Annotated in this window: 20 protein-coding genes; 4 read left to right on the top strand and 16 right to left on the bottom strand. The window is 66.3% G+C overall.

From position 1 onward, the window contains the following. Nucleotides 1-160: 160 nt before the first annotated feature. The 3 genes from pyk to QX073_RS10100 form a co-directional block, all read right to left on the bottom strand. Entirely contained in the window at nucleotides 161-1,585 is a 1,425-nt protein-coding gene (gene pyk / locus QX073_RS10110) for a pyruvate kinase (protein ID WP_316225702.1), read from the bottom strand. A gap of 155 nt (nucleotides 1,586-1,740) precedes the next feature. Continuing rightward, nucleotides 1,741-2,814: a tartrate dehydrogenase gene (locus QX073_RS10105; RefSeq protein ID WP_316225701.1), complete on the bottom strand. Its 1,074-nt coding sequence runs from the start codon at nucleotides 2,812-2,814 to the stop codon at nucleotides 1,741-1,743. Nucleotides 2,815-2,835: 21 nt separating this feature from the next. Continuing rightward, on the bottom strand, nucleotides 2,836-4,131 hold the full coding sequence (locus QX073_RS10100; RefSeq protein WP_316225700.1) for an MFS transporter: 1,296 nt from the start codon (nucleotides 4,129-4,131) through the stop codon (nucleotides 2,836-2,838). Nucleotides 4,132-4,260: 129 nt separating this feature from the next. Between QX073_RS10100 and QX073_RS10095 the strand changes: the two genes are divergently transcribed. After that, entirely contained in the window at nucleotides 4,261-5,178 is a 918-nt protein-coding gene (locus QX073_RS10095; RefSeq protein ID WP_316225699.1) for a LysR family transcriptional regulator, read from the top strand. 21 nt (nucleotides 5,179-5,199) lie between these two features. Here QX073_RS10095 and glgX read toward each other — a convergent pair whose 3' ends face one another. The 9 genes from glgX to QX073_RS10050 form a co-directional block, all read right to left on the bottom strand. Continuing rightward, nucleotides 5,200-7,434 carry a glycogen debranching protein GlgX gene (glgX, locus tag QX073_RS10090; RefSeq protein WP_316225698.1) on the bottom strand — a complete coding sequence of 745 codons (2,235 nt, stop codon included), beginning with the start codon at nucleotides 7,432-7,434 and terminating at the stop codon, nucleotides 5,200-5,202. 65 nt (nucleotides 7,435-7,499) lie between these two features. Then, a complete protein-coding gene (locus tag QX073_RS10085) occupies nucleotides 7,500-7,772 on the bottom strand; it encodes a DUF3606 domain-containing protein (protein ID WP_315712707.1) in 273 nt (90 codons plus the stop codon). Between the two features lie 653 nt (nucleotides 7,773-8,425). Continuing rightward, nucleotides 8,426-8,674, bottom strand: coding sequence for a DUF3551 domain-containing protein (locus QX073_RS10080; protein ID WP_409998352.1), 249 nt, complete (start codon nucleotides 8,672-8,674; stop codon nucleotides 8,426-8,428). Nucleotides 8,675-9,026: 352 nt separating this feature from the next. Further along, complete coding sequence (locus QX073_RS10075; RefSeq protein WP_315712709.1) at nucleotides 9,027-9,506, bottom strand: cysteine hydrolase family protein; 480 nt, start codon at nucleotides 9,504-9,506, stop codon at nucleotides 9,027-9,029. Nucleotides 9,507-10,233: 727 nt separating this feature from the next. Continuing rightward, a complete protein-coding gene (locus QX073_RS10070) occupies nucleotides 10,234-10,929 on the bottom strand; it encodes a VIT1/CCC1 transporter family protein (protein WP_315712710.1) in 696 nt (231 codons plus the stop codon). Between the two features lie 60 nt (nucleotides 10,930-10,989). Further along, nucleotides 10,990-11,538: a cytochrome b gene (locus tag QX073_RS10065; RefSeq protein ID WP_315712712.1), complete on the bottom strand. Its 549-nt coding sequence runs from the start codon at nucleotides 11,536-11,538 to the stop codon at nucleotides 10,990-10,992. A 109-nt stretch (nucleotides 11,539-11,647) separates the two neighbouring features. Beyond that, the gene (locus QX073_RS10060; protein ID WP_315712714.1) at nucleotides 11,648-13,066 is read right to left on the bottom strand and encodes a sensor histidine kinase; all 1,419 of its coding nucleotides are present in this window, start codon (nucleotides 13,064-13,066) and stop codon (nucleotides 11,648-11,650) included. Next, nucleotides 13,063-13,728, bottom strand: coding sequence for a response regulator transcription factor (locus QX073_RS10055; RefSeq protein ID WP_315712715.1), 666 nt, complete (start codon nucleotides 13,726-13,728; stop codon nucleotides 13,063-13,065). Before QX073_RS10055 ends, QX073_RS10060 begins: the two co-directional genes overlap by 4 nt. Next, nucleotides 13,729-14,034 carry a PepSY domain-containing protein gene (locus QX073_RS10050; protein ID WP_315712717.1) on the bottom strand — a complete coding sequence of 102 codons (306 nt, stop codon included), beginning with the start codon at nucleotides 14,032-14,034 and terminating at the stop codon, nucleotides 13,729-13,731. A 360-nt stretch (nucleotides 14,035-14,394) separates the two neighbouring features. Between QX073_RS10050 and QX073_RS10045 the strand changes: the two genes are divergently transcribed. Beyond that, on the top strand, nucleotides 14,395-14,664 hold the full coding sequence (locus QX073_RS10045; RefSeq protein WP_316187543.1) for a hypothetical protein: 270 nt from the start codon (nucleotides 14,395-14,397) through the stop codon (nucleotides 14,662-14,664). A 33-nt stretch (nucleotides 14,665-14,697) separates the two neighbouring features. On the opposite strand, the gene arsB is transcribed toward QX073_RS10045, so the two are convergent. The 4 genes from arsB to QX073_RS10025 form a co-directional block, all read right to left on the bottom strand. Continuing rightward, on the bottom strand, nucleotides 14,698-15,726 hold the full coding sequence (gene arsB / locus QX073_RS10040) for an ACR3 family arsenite efflux transporter (protein ID WP_316225697.1): 1,029 nt from the start codon (nucleotides 15,724-15,726) through the stop codon (nucleotides 14,698-14,700). 4 nt (nucleotides 15,727-15,730) lie between these two features. Further along, nucleotides 15,731-16,258, bottom strand: coding sequence for an arsenate reductase ArsC (locus QX073_RS10035; protein WP_316192934.1), 528 nt, complete (start codon nucleotides 16,256-16,258; stop codon nucleotides 15,731-15,733). Next, nucleotides 16,251-16,613, bottom strand: coding sequence for a metalloregulator ArsR/SmtB family transcription factor (locus QX073_RS10030; RefSeq protein ID WP_315712722.1), 363 nt, complete (start codon nucleotides 16,611-16,613; stop codon nucleotides 16,251-16,253). Before QX073_RS10030 ends, QX073_RS10035 begins: the two co-directional genes overlap by 8 nt. Nucleotides 16,614-16,705: 92 nt before the next feature. Further along, nucleotides 16,706-17,356, bottom strand: a complete 651-nt coding sequence (locus tag QX073_RS10025; protein WP_316225696.1) for a Crp/Fnr family transcriptional regulator — start codon at nucleotides 17,354-17,356, stop codon at nucleotides 16,706-16,708. 77 nt (nucleotides 17,357-17,433) lie between these two features. Here QX073_RS10025 and QX073_RS10020 point away from each other — a divergent pair, with 77 nt between their 5' ends. Beyond that, nucleotides 17,434-17,913, top strand: coding sequence for a hypothetical protein (locus QX073_RS10020; protein ID WP_316167147.1), 480 nt, complete (start codon nucleotides 17,434-17,436; stop codon nucleotides 17,911-17,913). 103 nt (nucleotides 17,914-18,016) lie between these two features. Next, on the top strand, nucleotides 18,017-18,334 hold the full coding sequence (locus QX073_RS10015) for a metalloregulator ArsR/SmtB family transcription factor (protein ID WP_316225695.1): 318 nt from the start codon (nucleotides 18,017-18,019) through the stop codon (nucleotides 18,332-18,334). Nucleotides 18,335-18,380: the final 46 nt, after the last annotated feature.

Genomic DNA, 18,380 nt, shown 5'->3' with positions numbered 1-18,380 from the left:
TGACACCGCGATGACGAAACGCCGCACCGGCAGAACCCATCCTGCCGGACCGCGACCGGACACCGCTCGTTTGACGACTCGCGATGTCCCTCGTCACTGCCCCGCGATACCAGCGGGGTGCGACAATCAGGCGACAGGCGGGCAGCGCGAACAGGGAAAATCAGCCTCCTCTCGGCACGGTGACGACGCGCAGATTGTTGGTGGTGCCGGTCTGCGCGAACGGAATGCCGGCGACGACGACGAGCAGGTCGCCGGCTTCAGCGAACTCCTCCTGCACGGCGAAGAAGGTCGCGCGCTCGACCATCTCCTCGTAGCTCTGCACGTCCTGCGACAGCACGCTGTGCGCGCCCCACAGCAGGCACATCCGCCGCGAGGTGTCCTCATTCGGCGTGATCGCCAGAATCGGCAGGCTCGGCCGCTTGCGCGCAACGCGCGAGGCCGAGGTGCCGCTCGACGTATAGGCCACGATCGCCTTGGCGTGGATCGCCGAGGCGAGATCGGCCGCCGCGGTCGCCACCGCATGCGGCGGCGTCTGCTCCTCGCCAGGCTGCGTCGCCTCGACGATCGAGCGGTACATCTTGTGGCCTTCGGTGGCCTTGATGATGCTGTCCATCATCGCCACCGCCTCGCGCGGATATTGCCCGCTGGCCGATTCCGCCGACAGCATCACCGCGTCGGCGCCGTCATAGATCGCGGTCGCGACGTCGGAGACCTCGGCGCGCGTCGGCGTCGGCGTCGCGACCATCGAATCCAGCATCTGCGTCGCGACGATCACCGGCTTCACCGCGAGCCGGCAGGCGCGCACCAGCTCCTTCTGCTTGCCCGGCACGTCCTCGTTGGGAATCTCGACGCCGAGATCGCCGCGCGCAACCATGATCGCGTCAGAGAGCTGGATGATGTCGTCGATCCGCTCCAGCGCCGCCGGTTTCTCGATCTTGGACATGATGCCGGCGCGGCCATTGATCAGGCCCCTCGCCTCCAGCACGTCGGACGGCTTCTGCACGAACGACAGCGCCACCCAGTCGACGCCGAGGTCGAGCCCAAAGGCAAGATCAGAACGGTCCTTGGCCGTCAGCGGCGATAGCTCCAGAATTGTGCCGGGCAGATTGACGCCCTTGTGATTGGAGATCGCGCCGCTGACGATCACCTTGGCCTCGATCCAGTCGTCGCCGAGGCCGGTGACGCGGACGCGCACGCGGCCGTCATCGATCAGAAGATCGTGACCGGGCGAGACTGCCGCAAAGATTTCCGGATGCGGCAACGGAATCGATGTCTTGTCGCCCTCGGTGCCGTTGAGAACAAATCGAATCGTCTCGCCGGCTTCGACCTGGATCTTCTTGTCGCGCAGCGTGCCGACGCGAATCTTAGGACCCTGCAGATCCATCAAGATGCCGATCGGCCGCTGCACTTCCTTCTCGAGGGCGCGGACCGCGGCATGGACCTTGGCGTGATCGGCCTGGGTGCCGTGGCTGAAGTTGAGACGAAAGGTGTCCACACCGGCGAGGAACAGCGCTTTCAGCATCTCCGGAGAATTGCTCGCGGGACCGACAGTCGCGACGATCTTGGCTCGACGGTGACGACGCATGATGTGTCCTTTCTCCTTAAGCCGTGTCTCGCGTCTCTATGACACGCATGTGATTGGCATGCGCGGACGCAGCGGAAGCGCTGATATACGCCCCGCAGCGTCCATTGCAAGCGCGACACGGAACACGCCAGAATTGTGCAAGAGAACAGCACGCCTCAGGCGTTGGAGCCGTGGATCGCGTCGATGACGGCGTCGGTCACCTGCTTGGTCGTCGCCGTGCCGCCAACATCGGGGGTCAGGATGCCGGCTGCACAGACTTTCTCGACCGCAGCCATCAGCCGCGCGGCCGCGTCCGTCTCGCCGAGATGCTCGAGCATCTGCGCGCCGGTCCAGAACGTCGCGACCGGGTTGGCGATGCCCTTTCCGGTGATATCGAACGCCGAACCATGGATCGGCTCGAACATCGACGGGAAGCGCCGCTCCGGATCGATGTTGCCGGTCGGCGCCACGCCGAGGCTGCCGGCCAGCGCGCCGGCGAGATCGGACAGGATGTCGGCATGCAGATTGGTCGCGACGATGGTGTCGAGGCTCTTCGGCTGCAGCGTCATGCGCACGGTCATCGCATCGACCAGCATCTTGTCCCAGGTCACGTCGGGGAATTCCCGCGCCACCTCGGCGGCGATCTCGTCCCACATCACCATGCCGTGGCGCTGCGCATTCGACTTGGTGACGACGGTGAGGAACTTGCGCGGCCGCGACTGCGCCAGCTTGAACGCGTAGCGCATGATGCGGGTGACGCCGACGCGGGTGAAGACCGCGACCTCGGTGCCGACCTCCTCTGGCAGGCCGCGATGCGCCCGCCCGCCCATGCCGGCATATTCGCCCTCGGAATTCTCGCGCACGATCACCCAGTCGAGATCGCCGACGCCGACATTGCGCAACGGCGAGGCCACGCCGGGCAGGATCTTGGTCGGGCGCACATTGGCGTACTGATCGAAGCCCTGGCAGATCGGCAGCCGCAGGCCCCACAGCGTGATGTGGTCGGGCACGTCGGGAGCGCCGACCGCGCCGAAATAGATCGCGTCGAACTTTTTCAGCTCCGCGAGTCCATCGGACGGCATCATCACGCCGTGCTTCTTGTAGTAGTCCGAGCCCCAGTCGAAGGTCTTGACGTTGAAGCTGATGTCGCCCGCGCGCTTGGCGAGCGCCTCGAGCACGCGGACGCCTTCGGAGATGACCTCGGGGCCGATGCCGTCGGCGGGAATGGCGGCGATGGAATGGGTGCGCATGAAAGAGCTCCGTTGATGAGGTCAGGACGGCGTGGCTGCTTGGGCCTTCGCACTTTGTGAACGTGACAGCAACAGGGTCAGCACCGCCGATACCACCAGCAGGCCGGCGACGAAATAGAGCCCGCCATTGAAGCTGCCGGTCTGGTCCTTGATCCAGCCGATCATCGCGGGACCGACGAAGCCGCCGAGATTGCCGATCGAGTTGATGGTTGCAATGCCCGCCGCGGCGGCCGAGCCGGACAGGAACATGGTCGGCATGCTCCACAGCGGCGGCTTCGAGGAGGAGATGCCGACATTGACGAGCGTGAGCGCAGCGAGGACGGCGGCGACACTGGTCGACAGCCCGGCCAACCAGAGCCCGACGGCTGCGGCCACGCAGGCCAGCACGACGTGCCAGGTGCGCTCGGCGGTACGGTCGGAATGGCGCGCCCACAGGATCATGACGACCACGGCCACGGTCGGTGGCACCGCGTTGAGGAAGCCGACGGTGAAGGACGACAGGCCGAACTGCTTGATGATCTGCGGCGCCCAGACGCCGAGCGTGTAGAGGCCGGCCGAGGTGCCGAAATAGACCAGCGCGAGCGCCAGCACGCGGATGTCGGCCAGCCCGCGCCAGATGCTGTGGCTCGCGGTGGCGGCCTTGCTCACCAGCTCGGCATTCATCGTGCGCACCAGCCAGTCGCGCTCGTCGTCGGCGAGCCAGCGCGCCTGCTCCGGACGATCGGTCATGTAGGCGAGCACGACGAAGCCGAGCAGCACCGCCGGCAGCGCCTCGATCAGGAACAGCCACTGCCAGCCCTTGAAGCCGAGAATGCCGTCCATCTCCAGCAGCGCGCCGGAAACCGGAGAGCCGAGAACCGTGGAGAGCGGCGCGGCGGCCATGAACAGCGCGGTGACGGCTGCGCGCTGGCGCGCCGGGAACCAGTAGGAGAGATAGAGGATGATGCCGGGGAAGAAGCCTGCTTCCGCAGCACCAAGCAGGAAGCGCAGCACATAGAAGCTCGTCGGTCCTTGCACGAACACCATCGCGCCGGAGACGAGGCCCCAGGTGATCATGACCCGCGCGATCCAGATGCGCGCGCCGAACTTGTCCAGCGCGAGGTTGGAGGGGATTTCGAACAGGAAATAGCCCCAGAAGAAGATGCCGGCGCCGAACCCATAGGCCGAGGCTGACAGCCCGATGTCCTTGTTCATGGTCAGCGCTGCGAAGCCGACGTTGACGCGGTCGATGAAGGCTACGAAATAGAGCAGCATGATGAAGGGCACGATGCGCAACGTGATCCTGCGCAGCACGCGCGTTTCCAGCTCTCCGGCCATCGTTACCTCCCTGTCCCGTCTTGTCGTTGATCTGACAAGCGTAGGCGTCGAGCCAGGCCGGCTTCAATGCTCGCATCATTATACAAAAAAATGATATAATCCGGCCCATCGCCTCTTCAGGACCCCACCATGGAATTGCACCAGCTCCGCTGCTTCGTGGCCGCCGCCGAGGAACTGCATTTCGGCAAGGCGGCGCAGCGGCTGCAGATGCTGCCCTCGGCGCTCGGACGCCAGATCAAGCTGCTGGAAGAAGACCTCGCGACGCCGCTGTTCGCCCGCACGACGCGCGCGGTGTCGCTGACCGAGCACGGCACGACCTTGCTGCGCGATGCCCGGGCGATCCTGGCCCGGGTCGAGGCGGTCGAAACCGGCTTCCGCCGCCGTACCCGAAGCACAAAGGCGCAGCGGCTGCGCGTCGGCGCCATCGACAGCGCGGCCGCCGGGCTGCTGCCGCAATTGCTGCACGATTTTCGCGCGCGGCATCCCGACATCGCGGTGCAGCTCACGGAGGAGAAGACGATCCGGCTGCTGCCCAGGATCCTGTCCGGCGCGCTCGACCTCGCCTTTGTCAGGCCGCCCGAGCGCACCGATATCAGGCTCGAATTCCGCGCGCTGCTCAGCGAGAGCGCCGTGGTGGCCCTGCCGCAGCGGCACCGGCTGGCCTCGCGTGCTGTGGTCTCGCTCGCCGACATCGCCGACCAGCCGCTGATCGTCCCGGACCGCCGGTCGCGGCCGCACAGCCACGACCTCACCATGAAGCTGTTCGCACAGGCCGGGCTGTCGCCGGCTATCGCGCAGTTCGCCGATGAGAAGCAGACCATCGTGCATCTCGTCGCCGCGCGGCTCGGCATCGCCATCGTGCCGCGCTGGACCTCGCGGCTCGCGGTCTCCGGCGTCCGCTTCGTGCCGCTGCGGATGACACGCGGCAGCACCGCCGGACGGCTTCCGCTCGCGGCCGTCTGGCTGCGCGGCTCGCGCGATCCGGCGCGCGAGGCCATGCTCGGCGTGCTCGACGCGCGGCTTGCGAAATACGCCCGCGGTGCCTGACCGCAAGATCCGCCGAACATCCTACCCCAGCGGCGCCTCCGCGACGTCGAGCAGCGCGCCGAGGCCATGGCGCAGGCCGCGCATCGGCTGCTGCTCCGACGACAGGCCGAAGGCCAGCAGCGATCGCCCGGTCACCGCGTAGACGTGGCCGAACGGGAACGACTGCGGCTGAGCATCCGGCTGGTTGGTGTCGAGCAGCGCCAGCCAATTGTGGCCTTCGGGCACGGACGGAAGCGTGAAGTTCACGACGTCGAAATGCGCGTTGTAGACCAGCAGGAGCGTCGCATCCGAGCCACGCCGCTTGACGCCGGTCTCCTGGGCGCGGCCGTCGAGCAGCATGCCGAAGCAACGCGCGTGATCGTCGGTCCACTGCTCCGTCGTCATCTCCTCGCCCGACGGGTCGAGCCAGGTCACGTCGTTGACGCCGAGGTCCTCATTGTGCGAGCCGATCAGGAAGCGGCTGCGATAGAGGATCGGAAACGCCTTGCGCATGGCGATCAGCTTGCGCGTGAATTCGCGCAACGCCCGCCCCTGCGGCGTGATGCCCATCCAGTCGAGCCAGGTGGTCTCATTGTCCTGCGCATAGGCGTTGTTGGTGCCGTTCTGGGTATGGCCGAACTCGTCGCCGGCGAGCAGCATCGGCGTGCCGTGCGACAGCAGCATCGTGGCCAGCAGATTACGCTTCTGCCGCTCCCGCAACGCGGTGATCTCGGGATCGTCGGTCGGTCCCTCGACGCCGCAATTCCAGGAGTGGTTGTTGCTGTGGCCGTCGCGATTATCCTCGCCATTGGCCTCGTTGTGCTTGTCGTTGTAGGAGACGAGGTCGTTGAGGTTGAAGCCGTCATGCGCGGTGATGAAGTTCACGCTCGCCCAGGGCCGGCGGCCGCGCTTGTTGAACAGGTCGCCCGAGCCCGAGATGCGCTTGGCGAAATCGGCGAGCGTGCCGCCGTCGCCCTTCCAGAATGCCCGCGCGGTGTCGCGAAACTTGTCGTTCCACTCCGCCCAGCCCGGCGGAAACTGGCCGACCTGATAGCCGCCGGGACCGATGTCCCAGGGCTCGGCGATCAGCTTGACGCTCGACAGCACCGGGTCCTGACGACAGGCATCCAGGAAACTGCCGCCCTCGTCGAAGCCATAGGGCTCGCGCGCCAGGATGGTGGCGAGGTCGAAGCGGAAGCCGTCCACCCGCATCTCGGTCGCCCAATAGCGCAGCGAGTCCGCGACGAGCTGCAGCACGCGCTGGTGCGACAGGTTCACGGTGTTGCCGGTGCCGGTGTCGTTGATGTAGTAGCGCTTCTGGTCCGGCATCAGCCGGTAGTAGCTGGCATTGTCGATGCCCTTGAACGACAAGGTCGGCCCGAGCTCGTTGCCTTCGGCGGTGTGGTTGTAGACCACGTCGAGGATGACCTCGATGCCGTTGGCGTGGAACTGGTTGACCATGGTCTTGAATTCGGTCGCGAACGGCGTCTTCAGATAGCGCGGCTCCGGCGCAAAGAATCCGATCGAATTGTAGCCCCAGTAGTTGCGCAGGCCCTTTTCGACCAGATAGCTGTCATCGATGAAGGCGTGGATCGGCAATAGCTCGGCCGAGGTAATGCCCAGGGAACGCAGATAGGCCGGAATGTCCTGGTGCGCGAGACCGGCGAAGGTGCCGCGATCGGCTTCGGGCACCATTGGATGCAGCTTGGTGAACCCCTTGACGTGCATCTCGTAGAAGATCGTTCGCTCCCACGGAATCTCCGGCTTGCGCGAGCCTCCCCAGGTGAAAGCGGGATCGATGACCCGGCACTTCAGCATCAAGGGCGCACTGTCGCGGTCGTCGAACGACAGGTCCTTGTCGGCATGATCGAGCCGATAGCCGAACAGCTCCGGCCCCCAGCACAGGTTGCCGACGAGCTGCTTGGCGTAGGGGTCGATCACGAGCTTGTTGGGATTGAACCTGTGACCGGCGTCCGGCTCGTAGGGTCCGTGCACGCGATAGCCATACACCGTGCCGGGCCGCGCGGCCGGCAGGTAGCCGTGCCAGACCTCGTCGGTGTATTCGGGCAGCTCGATGCGCTCGAGCTCGGTCTCGCCGGTGTCGTCGAACAGACACAGCTCGACCTTGGTCGCATGCGCGGAAAAGATCGCAAAGTTGACGCCGAGCCCGTCCCAGGTCGCGCCGAGAGGAAACGGACGGCCTTCGCTGATCCTGGTCTTGCGCAGATTGAACGCCGCCTGCGTCAAAGCGTCACCGAGGTCGGTGCGTTGGTCCATCCTTTGCCCCCTTCGTCCGAGTCCCCAGATCGATTGCCGGGGGTCTCGATGATCAGCGTCGATTGCTAGGTTGCCGCTGGCGTCTCGTCCGGCACGATGACTTCCGCCTTGGTCTCGGTCACCGTCACCGAGGCGATCACGGCTCCTTCCGGCGCAGCCTTCGCGGCCCGCTGCTGCGCGACTTCCTTGGTGATGGCTGCGATGGAGTTGCCAATGCGTTCGACCATCTCGGTCAATTCCCCGGGCGACATCTTCAGCCGCTTGGTCACCACGCGGACCTGGGCCTGATCGGTCATGTCGAGCTTGTTGCGGGATGGCTGAATCTTCGGACGGCGCATCGGGAGTCCTCCTGCATGCCAGCTAACCTTGGCTGCGGAATTTGGTTCCCGCGACGGGCTCCCTCCCCCCTGGGCATCGCCATGAGGACGTGCGTCACTGCTCTCGCGGCGCCATGCGCCCGAGTGATGTCATCGGTGTTGCCCCCTGATCAGGCAGAGGGCGCAGGGAATGCCGGGAGCTGGCCGCCCCCATGGCCCGCCTGCAGAAAAAAAGCAGGCGGCAGTCACCACAGGTTCAGCCGACACATCCCGGCATTCCCCGCGCGATGGTTTTCACGCTTACTTCGCGATCTCCCCGGTGTCCGGCTTGGTAGCCACCGTCGCCCTCGGGATCATCGCCCGACGACTTGGCGCCAGCATCGGGGCGCCAGGACCACGCGACTTCGCGTCCGCAAGCTGCCGTTCGTCCGCGCGGGTCGCCCCACGCTGCGGCATCCTGCAGCCATCGCATCCCGCGCCCAACGTTCCGTGACGATCGCGAAGCGCCCCTCTCGAGGAGCACGGGATGGCGACAATCAAGCATGCATTCTGAAAAATAGCAATCGATTTATTTTTCTCAGAACGAAGACCGGATCCAATCAGCCCGAGCAAGCATCGGATGGCACGTGCCAGCTCCGTTGAAGCTTGGGGTGTTGTCAGACCGCAACCGGCGCCTATCGGGGAGGCCGACGGCGGCTTGGCTCCGGCGGGCGTTGTGCATAGGGGTTCGGCAAGCACATGGCCGAAAGGCCCGCAGCCCCCGCTCTACACGCCTCCCACGACCGATACTGGCACGAGATTGTGCTGGAACCGCCCCATTCCCATGTCTGGAGGCACACCGGATCATTGCCATCGAACCGCTGAGCTGCGGCTGGAGCGGTTGCAAGCACGATGATCGAAGTCATGAGGAGAAGCGCGCGCATCATCACACATCATGGCATGAGGCTGACCAATCCGAAAGGGTCTGCCGGCGCGGCCACGTCCACGCGGGCTTGATCTGCAGGCGCGGCGGGTTTCGGTATCCGCGTTGTCAGGTGACCATCTCTTGCTCCGGTGCACACGCCCGCCGACCGAAGCTGATGGGGGGCTGCCCGCCGACGTATGGCTGTCCTGGGTGAAGCCGACCAGCCTTCCTCGACAGCGACCCGAATCAGACATGGTCGGTCTGAGCGTCCCTGTATTCCTGTGATGCAATGGTCTCCGCTCAGTATTGTTAGTTGTAGTGAACCTCGCTCCCCCAAACACTTTGCGGTTTGTCCGTTCCAACGCGGTGGTCTAGATCTGCAATTCACTAGGCTCGCTCAGCACGCATCCAAAATGATGTTTCCAGAGCTTAGCTCCTAAGGTAGCTGATCGATCGAGGGACGACCCTACGCTGAGCCACTTCAGGAGCGTCGGCCTTAGGCCTGCGTCAAACAGCATGAAGCCCGCAGCCAGACAGCAGGTATCGGCTTGTATGCCGCAGACGAGCACTCGGTCCACAGCAAGGTCCTTTAGATAGTCAATGGCGGCCTTAGGCGGAAGATAGCCGTGCTTGATAAAGACCCTGTCAGCAGGCACCAAACATTTGTCGTTTGCACTGGGGGTCCAGCCCAACTGACCTAGAAAGGGCGTGACGGCCTCGTTATGCCGTTCCACGGTGGCTATCGTAGGAACCTTCCGTGTGAGCTCGGTGATACCCGCGACGATCGCATCGGGCACATGAAAGCTCGGCTGAACATCAACTACGAGCAATGCTTGCTTCGAGAGATTCAACTCGTCACCTGTTTGCGGCGGTTTGCATCACGGCCCTGCGCGCACGCATTCTGACAGGAGTCAATCTTATGCGAAAGCGTCTCATCAAGCCGAGCAGGATTCCGCTTGTGGCCAAAGCCGCCGCATCCCGACCAAGACGATCGGCTCTCTGGCCTAAAGCTGAGCTGTGCCAATTCAAGGCTGACGAATGGTCTCCCTGGGGTTATGGGTCCCGGCGTTCGCCGCGACGACACCGTGCTCGTTGATCCAGCGTGCCACCGCTCTTGACGCTTGCGTCGAGATGGCACGCCCTGCCGTCAGGCCGCGCGCGCCCACCATTGCCACCGCCCGAATGTGGTGGGCCGCGATGCGACGCGGCGCTGTCGCCTATGCTTCCTCGTCCCCGATGGATTGACGATCTACGTGGAATGGTCCTGCGCACGGATGCAAGTGCGCTTCGCAACTCTCTCCTCGTCGTCATTCCGGGGCGCGCGTCTGCGCGAGCCAGGAATCCATACTCAGGATGGCCGTAGGGCCCGAGAAGCTCGTCGCCGCCGTCGCGCACTCCTCAGCAGTTCGTGGTTATGGATTCCGGGCTCATCGCTTCGCGATGCCCCGGATTGACATCGGGAGATATCTCCGCTGCCGTGGGCAAAGCAACGTGCGGACGCGTTGCGCCGCATGGCAGGCGGAACCACTAAGACCCGTGACGGGCTGGCGAATATCGCAGCCGCAATCCTGTCCCGCCCTACCCGAACAGATGCGCCAGCCAGAACGCGGCGCCGGCGGCGAGGCCGCCGACGAGCGCCGTCTGCAGCGCGGACTTGATCTTGTTGACGCCGGTGAAGTGGCCCTTGATGGCGCCGAAGATCAGGAGCGCGATGCCGGTGGCGACCACGGAGATCCGGAGCGCGGACGAAATGTCAGGCGCCAGCATGTAGGGGATCAGCGGGATCAGGCCGCCGATCACGTAGGAGCCGCCGATGGTCACGGCGCTGACCGGCGCACGTTTCGGATCCGGGCGTTCGAGACCGAGCTCGAAGCGCATCATGAAGTCGACCCAACGCTTGCGATCGGACGCGATGGCGTCGACCACGGTGGTCAAGGCCTGGCCTTCGAGACCATAGCCGCGAAAGATCGCCGCGACCTCCTCGACCTCGCGGCCGCGAAGCTTCTCGATCTCGTCGTGCTCCCGCGTCTCCTCGGCGGCATAATGCTCGGCGTCGGAGCGGGCGGCGAGATAGCCGCCGAGCCCCATCGCGATCGCGCCGGCGACGACCTCGGCGAGGCCGGCCGTGACGATCACGTCGGTCTTGGCGACCGCCGCCGAAAGACCGGCGGCGAGCGCGAACGGCACGGTGAGCCCGTCGGCCATGCCGATGACCACGTCGCGGACCACCTCCGACGCGGTGAAGTGCTTTTCAATATGCGGCGTTGCCGGCATGGCGGCCTCCGATGGCGCGATCGACGGAGGCCTTTTAGCAGGCCCGGATGACAGGAGCGATCACCGCAGTCCCGGCACCATCCGCCGCAGGGTGCGATCGTGCAGCCAGTAATGGTGCAGCAAGGCAGCGCCCGCGTGCAGGCCGATCAGGATCATCAGGCCATTGGCCAGCGCCTCGTGCATCTCCTTCATGTCGTGGGCGAAGCCGCGGTCGCCGACCCAGGGTGAGGCGATCTCGAACAGGCCGAACACCGGCAAGCCGTAGCCGCGGGCAAACTGGGTGACGATGCCGAGGACCGGAATGGCGAACATGATGCCGTAGATCAGCAGATGCGTGATCTCGCCGACATGAACCGTCCACGGGCCGAGTTTGGTCGCTTCAGGCGCCGGCGGCGGATCGGCCAGACGCCAGGCCAGGCGCGCGAGCGCAAAGCCCAGCATCGCCAGCCCGAGCGAGACGTGCATGAAAAGGCCCGTGTCATGAGAGGGACGCGGCAGCATGTCGCCGAGATGGCCCGAGATCCAGGCCGCCGGCACCAGCACGGCGACGATCCAGTGCAGTGCGATCGCGACGGAGCCATACGTCTTGGCGGAGTTTCGAATGCGCATGATCAGCTTCCTTCGACCATTGGGCATCCCGCGCCGGCACGCCGGAGCACGGGGTGGCATGGCCGGAGGCAATAGCCGACCGGGGGCGTCGCGCCGCTGACGCGGGATGTCAGCCTGCTGTCAGAATGGACGGCGCCGGGGTGGCCTGGGACGTCGCGGGCTGCGGCCAGCGGAGTGCCGAGACGATGGCCGGCGCGATCGTGATCCTGGCGCCGCCGAGCTGGGAACGGCCGATCTGCAGCCGCCAGCCATAGGCTTCGAGCACGTCCTGCACGATCGCGAGCCCCAGCCCGCTGCCCGGCCCCTGCTCGTCGAGGCGGCCGCCGCGCTCGAGCACGCGGCCGATCTTCGCGTCCGGAATGCCCGGACCGTCATCCTCGACAGTGACGATCAGAGGGGTCGCACTGGCGACGATGCGAACCGTGCTCGCCGCATGACGCGCGGCGTTCTCCAAGAGATTGCCGAGCACCTCGGCGAGATCCGTCCGATCCATGCCGACGCGCAGGCTTGGGGGCACCTGGCCATCGAAGCTGACATGGGCGGCCGCCGGCGTGCGGCCGAGCGTCCCGAGCAGCGCATTCACCAGGGGCGCCAGCTCGGTCGCGGCCTCCGGCCCGCCGCGGGCCTTACCGCGCAGCCGCGCCAGCGCCAGTTCGCGATCGACCTGCCGGCTCATCGCCTCGGCGACATCCTCGACATTGCGCGCCAGCTCGAGCTGGCCGAGCTCCCTCAACCGCGCGGCGTCGGCCGCGAGTGCGGCGAGCGGCGTCTTGAAGCCGTGGGCGAGATCGGCCGCACGGCTGCGCGAGCGCATGATCTCGCGGCTCTGCGCATCGAGCAGCGCGTTGACCTCGTCAACCAGCGGCGCCACCTCGGTCGGCACGTCCACGGGAAGATGCTGGCGCCGACCGCTGCGGATCTCGGCGACGCCACGGCGCAGCACGCCGAGCGGACGCAGGCCGAGCGTGACCTGAACCGAGGTGCCGACGGCGAGGATGACGGCCAGCACGGCGAGCGCGATCGACAGATCCTTGGCGAAGGTCCGCACCGCGCTGGTGGCGCCGTCGAGGTCGTAGGCCACAGCCGCGCGCACGCGGATCTGGCTTTCCGGATTCATCAGGATGCCGCGCTCGGCGACCAGCACGTGTTCGCCATCCGGCCCGGCAAGCTCATGCTGATGCACGTCGCTCGGTCCGGGCTCGTCGATCGGCAGCGGCAGGATGGTGTCCCACAGCGAGCGCGAGCGCAGCAACTGGCCATGATCGTCCGAGATCTGCCAGTACAGCCCCGACAGCGGGACCACGAAGCGCGGATCGGCTGGCGGCCGCGCGACCACGATGCGCCCTTCCGCATCGACCTCGAGGCCGTTCAGCAATTGGCGCAGATGAATGTCGAGATCGGAGGCGAGCGTCCGCGCGACGTGGCGCTTGAACAGCACGACCATGCCGAAGCCGGCGACGCCGAGCGCGACCAGCAGCGCGATGGTGCCCGCCGCCACCAGCCGCAGCCGCAGCGAGCCGAGCCTCATTCCGCCGTCTCCGGGATCATGTAGCCGAAGCCGCGGCGGGTCTCGATGATCTCGGCGCCGAGCTTCTTGCGGACGCGCCGGATCAGCACCTCGAGCGCGTTGGAGTCGTGCTCGTGGCCGAGGCCGTAGACGTTCTCCTCCAGCTCATGCTGCGGCACGACGCGGCCGCTCTGCCGCAGCAGATAGGCGATCAGCCGGTATTCGAGCTGCGACAGCGTCACCGGCACGCCAGACAGGCTGACCTTCATCTGGCGCTCGTCGAGTGCCAGATCGCCGGACGAGAGCACCGGCGCCGCATGGCCGGCGGAGCGCCTCACGATCGCGCGCAGCCGCGCCAACAGCTCTTCATTGCGAAACGGCTTCGGCAGGTAGTCATCGGCGCCGGCGTCGATGCCATCGACCCGCTCCGCCCAGCTCGCGCGCGCGGTCAGGATCAGCACCGGCACGTGCCGCCCGGCGCCGCGCCAGCGCTTCAGCACCGACAACCCGTCCATGCCGGGGAGGCCGAGATCGAGGATCACGGCGCCATAGTCCTCGGTGTCGCCGAGAAACCAGGCCTGCTCGCCGTTGTCGGACGTTTCGACCAGATAGCCCGCCGCCTGAAGCGTCCGGGCCAGGTCGGACGCCAGCCGCGGATCATCCTCGACCAGCAGCACTCGCATCTATTTTTCCTCGATCCGTTCGATCTCGCCGCTGCGCGCATCGACATAGACCTCGCGCACGCGGCCATCGCGGCCGATCACCCGAAACTCATAGCGCCAGCGGCCCCGCTGGCGGTCGACATCGATTCCCATCACGTCGCCGGCGACCCGGCCGCGCAATCGCGGCAGGATCTCCGATAGCGGCAGGACGTCGCCCGCCTCGACGGCGCGGCGCACGGCGTCACGGCGCTCGCGATCATCCTCGCGCGCCACCGTCGCCGCGGATGCCGCCGTCGAGATCAGCATCGCAAATACCGTGATGCGCATGAACCGTCCGATTTGAGGCAAATGCATGATCTTCCCGGGGCCTGACGCTCTGATCTTCAAAGCTCGTCGTGATTTGTTGCGCTCTCGCCACTGGGTTCGAATTGCGGAGGTCGACTTGCGGGGGTCGACTTGCGGAGCGTTCGCAAATGCTAAGGAGATGGTGCGGATTTTAGTTTGAACTTCCGATGTCGGAATTGCGCTCAGGCCGATGCGGGGGTGGGAAACTCCAAGGGATCGGCATCCTGCCCGAGACAAGCTGACGTCTCGCTGACTCAACCTGACAGGATGCTGTCACGCTCGTTGCGACATCATCGCGTCCGGACGGAGCGAGCCGGGGGCGCGGTGAGTTCGGAGACGAGAATGCGTAAGACGATGACATTGGCAGCCGTGCTGGCGGGGCTGGGCGGCCTCTTGGCCATGTCACAAGCCAGCCGGAACGCAGCGCCCACGCTGGTGCCGGTGGCCCGTGCCGTTGACGGCGGTCTTGAAGCTGGTCTTGGAGCTGGTCTTGGGGCCTACCCGCATCTTGCGGCGCTGCATGCGCGGGCCGACGGCGAGCCGCTGAGCTACGAGCCGGCCCGCCGGGAGCGCGAAGGCGACGACGACGATCAGGACGAGTCGCGGCGGTGAGGCAAACCGGCTCTGCCGAAGCACTGACCGGAGCTAAGCCGGCAGTCCCGCTTCGTACCAGCGACGCGTCGCCCTGACGATGCGCACGACCGAGAGCATCACGGGGACTTCGACGAGAACCCCGACGACGGTCGCGAGCGCAGCCCCCGAGTCGAGCCCGAACAGGCTGATCGCGGCGGCAACCGCCAGTTCGAAGAAATTGCTGGCGCCGATCAAGGCGGCCGGAGCCGCGACGCACCAGGCCACGCCGAGCCGGCGGCTCAGCCAATAGGCGATCCCCGCGTTCAGATAGACCTGGATCAGGATCGGCACGGCCAGGATCGCGATGACGACCGGCTGCTTCAGGATCTGCTCGCCCTGGAAGCCGAACAGCAGCACGAGCGTACCGAGCAGCGCCACGAGCGAGACCGGTTGCAGTACCCGCAAGGCGCGCTCCACTGCCCCGTCCGTGCTACGCAGCAACGCCCGGCGCCAGAGTTGCGAGACGATGACCGGCACGACGATATAGAGCAGCACCGACAGCAGCAGGGTGGTCCAGGGCACCGAGATCGAGGCGACGCCGAGCAGCAGGCCCACCAGCGGCGCAAACAGGAACACCATGATGACGTCGTTGAGCGCGACCTGGCTCAGCGTGTAGTGCGGTTCGCCGTCGCACAGATTCGACCAGACGAACACCATCGCCGTGCACGGCGCCGCCGCGAGCAGGATCAGACCGGCCACGTAGGACGACAACTGGCCTGCGGGAAGCATCGGCGCGAACACGTGGCCGATGAAAACGCTGCCGAGCAAAGCCATCGAAAACGGCTTGATCGCCCAGTTCACGACCAGGGTGACGCCGATGCCCCGCCAATGCTCCTTCACGTTGCCGAGCGCGGCGAAATCGATCTTCAGCAGCATCGGAATGATCATCAGCCAGATCAGGGCCGCGACCGGCAGATTGACCCGCGCCACCTCCGCCGACGCGACAGCCGCGAACAGCCCCGGCATCAGATGGCCGAGACCGATGCCGACGATGATGCAGAGCAGGACCCAGACCGTCAGATAGCGTTCGAAGATCGTCATCGGATCAGGCCACGTCGGAGCGGAACGACGTTGCGCCCTCGCCCGTCCCGATCTCGCGCAGCCGCGTGCCCAGCGACATCGAATCGATGCGACCGAGCGGCAGATTGATGAAGGCGTCGATCCGGTTCTTCAGATAGCGGAAGGCGGTCGTGAACGCCGCGAGCTTCGCCAGCTCCGTGCCTGCGGCCGCCGCCGGATCCTCGATGCCCCAATGCGCAGTCATCGGCTGCCCCGGCCAGATCGGACACGCCTCGCCGGCGGCGTTGTCGCAGACCGTGAAGACGAAATCCATTGCCGGCGCGCCGGCGGCGGCGAACTCGCTCCAGCTCTTCGAGCGCAGATCGTCGGTCGGATAGTCCATGCGCGCGAGCGTCTCGAGCGCCAACGGATGCACCGCGCCCTTCGGCGTGCTGCCGGCGGAAAAAGCGTGGAAGCGGCCCGCGCCGTCCTTGCGCAGGATCGACTCGGCCAGCACCGAGCGTGCCGAATTTCCGGTGCAGAGGAACAATACATTGTAGATGCGGTCAGACACGGCTCTTCTCCTTGCGCTTCGGCGGACAGCACGGGGTGAGACTTGCGATGACGGGCGCGCAGACCTCCGGCCGGCCGCCGCAGCAGTCCTGCAGCAGGAACAGCGCGACCTTCTGAAACTGCGTGAGATCGGCCCGGTAGACGATCGAGCGGCTGTGCCTGATCGAACTGACGAGGCCGGCGCGCGCCAGCACGGACAGATGCGCCGACAGCGTGTTCTGCGGCACCTCCAGCAGACGTGCGAGCTCGCCGGCCGGCAGACCGTCGGGCTCGTGCTGCACCAGGGTGCGAAAGGCCTGCAGGCGCGTCGGCTGCGCCAGCGCCGCCAAGGCCAGAACGGCTTGCTCGTTTTCCATATATCCAGAACTATCGATATGATGATCCGGCGTCAAGGCTGACGAGTTCGAATGGTCCGTGTCGACGATCGGGAGACGCGGCGCCCGAAGGCTCACCGCAAGCGCAGGCGGGTGCCATCGACGGTGAGCTCGCCGTCCCGTTCCATGCGTGCCAGCGCACGATAGAGCGCCTCATGGGTGACGCCGAGCTCGGCGGCCCAGTCCTTCTTCGACCGGCCGAGCTCGACCTCGCCGCCCTCCCCCTCGGTCTCGATGAAATGCACGATCCGCTCGCGCGCCGTCTTCAGGCTGAGCCGCTCCGACTGCGCCCGGACCTTGCGCAACTCGCGGGCGAGATGATCGCACCATCGGTCCCCGATCTCGGGACGACGCAACGCTTCGGCGAAGGCCTTGCGGTCGATCGCGAGCAGCGCTGAGTCCTGTGTCGCGACGGCGTCGCAATGATACGTTGACTGATCGAGGCTGGCCTCGGCGAGAAAGCCCCGGCGGGCCCGCTGCAGGACGATGTCGTCGCCGGCGCGCGAGCGGCGCACCAGCCTCACCTCCCCGGTCAGCACGAAGAACATCGCCCGCGGCCGATCCCCCCGGCAGAACACCGTGCCCTGGCGCGGCACCTGGATGCGCCGGGCCTGCAACCGCGCGGCCGCGGGCAGCGCGGCGAGCAACGGCGACAGCCGTGCAAGAGCGCGCCAGTCGAGCGACGGGCGCGTGCCCTCGGGCGAGAGATGGAAGGTCCTCGGCATATGATCAGGATCATATGCGCCGCCAGGCCGCGCGGTCTAGGGAAGACGCCACCGCGTTCGCTGAAATGGAGGTCCTCATGCGCCTGCGTCTCGCCGCCATCACGCTGGCCCTTGTTGCGTCCGCCGGCATCGCCACGGCGCAGCACCACGGCCATCACGACCACGGCAGCCATGGGGCGCTTCCGCCAGACCAGCGCGAGCGGGTGGCGTTTCCGCCCGATCTCGCCGAGCACACCCTCGCCAACATGCGCGACCATCTGCTGGCGCTGCAGCAGATCAACGACGCGCTTGCGGCGGGCGAGCCGGACAAAGCCGGCCAGATCGCCGAGCAACGCCTGGGCATGAGCTCACTGCGCCTGCACGGCGCCGCCGAGGTCGCCGGGTTCATGCCCCAGGGCATGCAGGAGGCCGGCACCGCCATGCACAAAGCGGCGAGCCGCTTCGCCATCGAAGCGCAGAATGCGGGTGTGACCGGCGACCTCAAGCCGGCGCTGAAGGCGCTCGGCCAGACGATGGCGGCCTGCGTCGGCTGCCATGCCGGCTACCGGCTGCGATAGCGCGCCGGACAACCGACCGCGCGCGGCGCGCACTCATGGATATTTCCAATATTCTAGAAATATCGTTTGACTCCGGCGGGCCGCATGCCGCATCCTCCTCACCATGAAGCTCGATGACGCCGCTGCCCGCCTGGAAGCCCTCGGCAACACCACGCGCCTGAAGATCTACCGCGCGCTGGTGCGCGCCGGGCATGCCGGGATGCCGGTCGGCCGGCTGCAGGAGCTGCTGAAGGTCCCGGCCTCCACGCTGTCGCACCACGTCAAGACGCTGGTCGCGGTCGGGCTGATCTCGCAAATGCGCGAGGGCACGACGCTGGTCTGCCATGCCGAATACGACGTGATGCGCTCCCTGCTCGGCTTTCTCGTCTCAGAATGCTGCGTCGAGGAGCGCGACTGCGGCACCGCGAGGCCGGCGGCCTGATGATTTCGCCCTTTAATTCGATTATTCTAGAAGTATAGGAGGACGT

The sequence above is a fragment of the Bradyrhizobium sp. SZCCHNS3052 genome, from assembly GCF_032484495.1.
Lineage (GTDB): Bacteria > Pseudomonadota > Alphaproteobacteria > Rhizobiales > Xanthobacteraceae > Bradyrhizobium.
This window is presented reverse-complemented; position numbering and strand designations above follow the sequence as displayed.

What these genes read in the sequence shown, in the direction of transcription:
- pyk (WP_316225702.1), bottom strand. Translation starts at nt 1,585, where the DNA reads ATGCGTCGTCACCGTCGAGCCAAGATCGTCGCGACTGTCGGTCCCGCG.
- QX073_RS10105 (WP_316225701.1), bottom strand. Translation starts at nt 2,814, where the DNA reads ATGCGCACCCATTCCATCGCCGCCATTCCCGCCGACGGCATCGGCCCC.
- QX073_RS10100 (WP_316225700.1), bottom strand. Translation starts at nt 4,131, where the DNA reads ATGGCCGGAGAGCTGGAAACGCGCGTGCTGCGCAGGATCACGTTGCGC.
- QX073_RS10095 (WP_316225699.1), top strand. Translation starts at nt 4,261, where the DNA reads ATGGAATTGCACCAGCTCCGCTGCTTCGTGGCCGCCGCCGAGGAACTG.
- glgX (WP_316225698.1), bottom strand. Translation starts at nt 7,434, where the DNA reads ATGGACCAACGCACCGACCTCGGTGACGCTTTGACGCAGGCGGCGTTC.
- QX073_RS10085 (WP_315712707.1), bottom strand. Translation starts at nt 7,772, where the DNA reads ATGCGCCGTCCGAAGATTCAGCCATCCCGCAACAAGCTCGACATGACC.
- QX073_RS10080 (WP_409998352.1), bottom strand. Translation starts at nt 8,674, where the DNA reads ATGCGCGCGCTTCTCCTCATGACTTCGATCATCGTGCTTGCAACCGCT.
- QX073_RS10070 (WP_315712710.1), bottom strand. Translation starts at nt 10,929, where the DNA reads ATGCCGGCAACGCCGCATATTGAAAAGCACTTCACCGCGTCGGAGGTG.
- QX073_RS10065 (WP_315712712.1), bottom strand. Translation starts at nt 11,538, where the DNA reads ATGCGCATTCGAAACTCCGCCAAGACGTATGGCTCCGTCGCGATCGCA.
- QX073_RS10060 (WP_315712714.1), bottom strand. Translation starts at nt 13,066, where the DNA reads ATGAGGCTCGGCTCGCTGCGGCTGCGGCTGGTGGCGGCGGGCACCATC.
- QX073_RS10055 (WP_315712715.1), bottom strand. Translation starts at nt 13,728, where the DNA reads ATGCGAGTGCTGCTGGTCGAGGATGATCCGCGGCTGGCGTCCGACCTG.
- QX073_RS10050 (WP_315712717.1), bottom strand. Translation starts at nt 14,034, where the DNA reads ATGCGCATCACGGTATTTGCGATGCTGATCTCGACGGCGGCATCCGCG.
- QX073_RS10045 (WP_316187543.1), top strand. Translation starts at nt 14,395, where the DNA reads ATGCGTAAGACGATGACATTGGCAGCCGTGCTGGCGGGGCTGGGCGGC.
- arsB (WP_316225697.1), bottom strand. Translation starts at nt 15,726, where the DNA reads ATGACGATCTTCGAACGCTATCTGACGGTCTGGGTCCTGCTCTGCATC.
- QX073_RS10030 (WP_315712722.1), bottom strand. Translation starts at nt 16,613, where the DNA reads ATGGAAAACGAGCAAGCCGTTCTGGCCTTGGCGGCGCTGGCGCAGCCG.
- QX073_RS10025 (WP_316225696.1), bottom strand. Translation starts at nt 17,356, where the DNA reads ATGCCGAGGACCTTCCATCTCTCGCCCGAGGGCACGCGCCCGTCGCTC.
- QX073_RS10020 (WP_316167147.1), top strand. Translation starts at nt 17,434, where the DNA reads ATGCGCCTGCGTCTCGCCGCCATCACGCTGGCCCTTGTTGCGTCCGCC.
- QX073_RS10015 (WP_316225695.1), top strand. Translation starts at nt 18,017, where the DNA reads ATGAAGCTCGATGACGCCGCTGCCCGCCTGGAAGCCCTCGGCAACACC.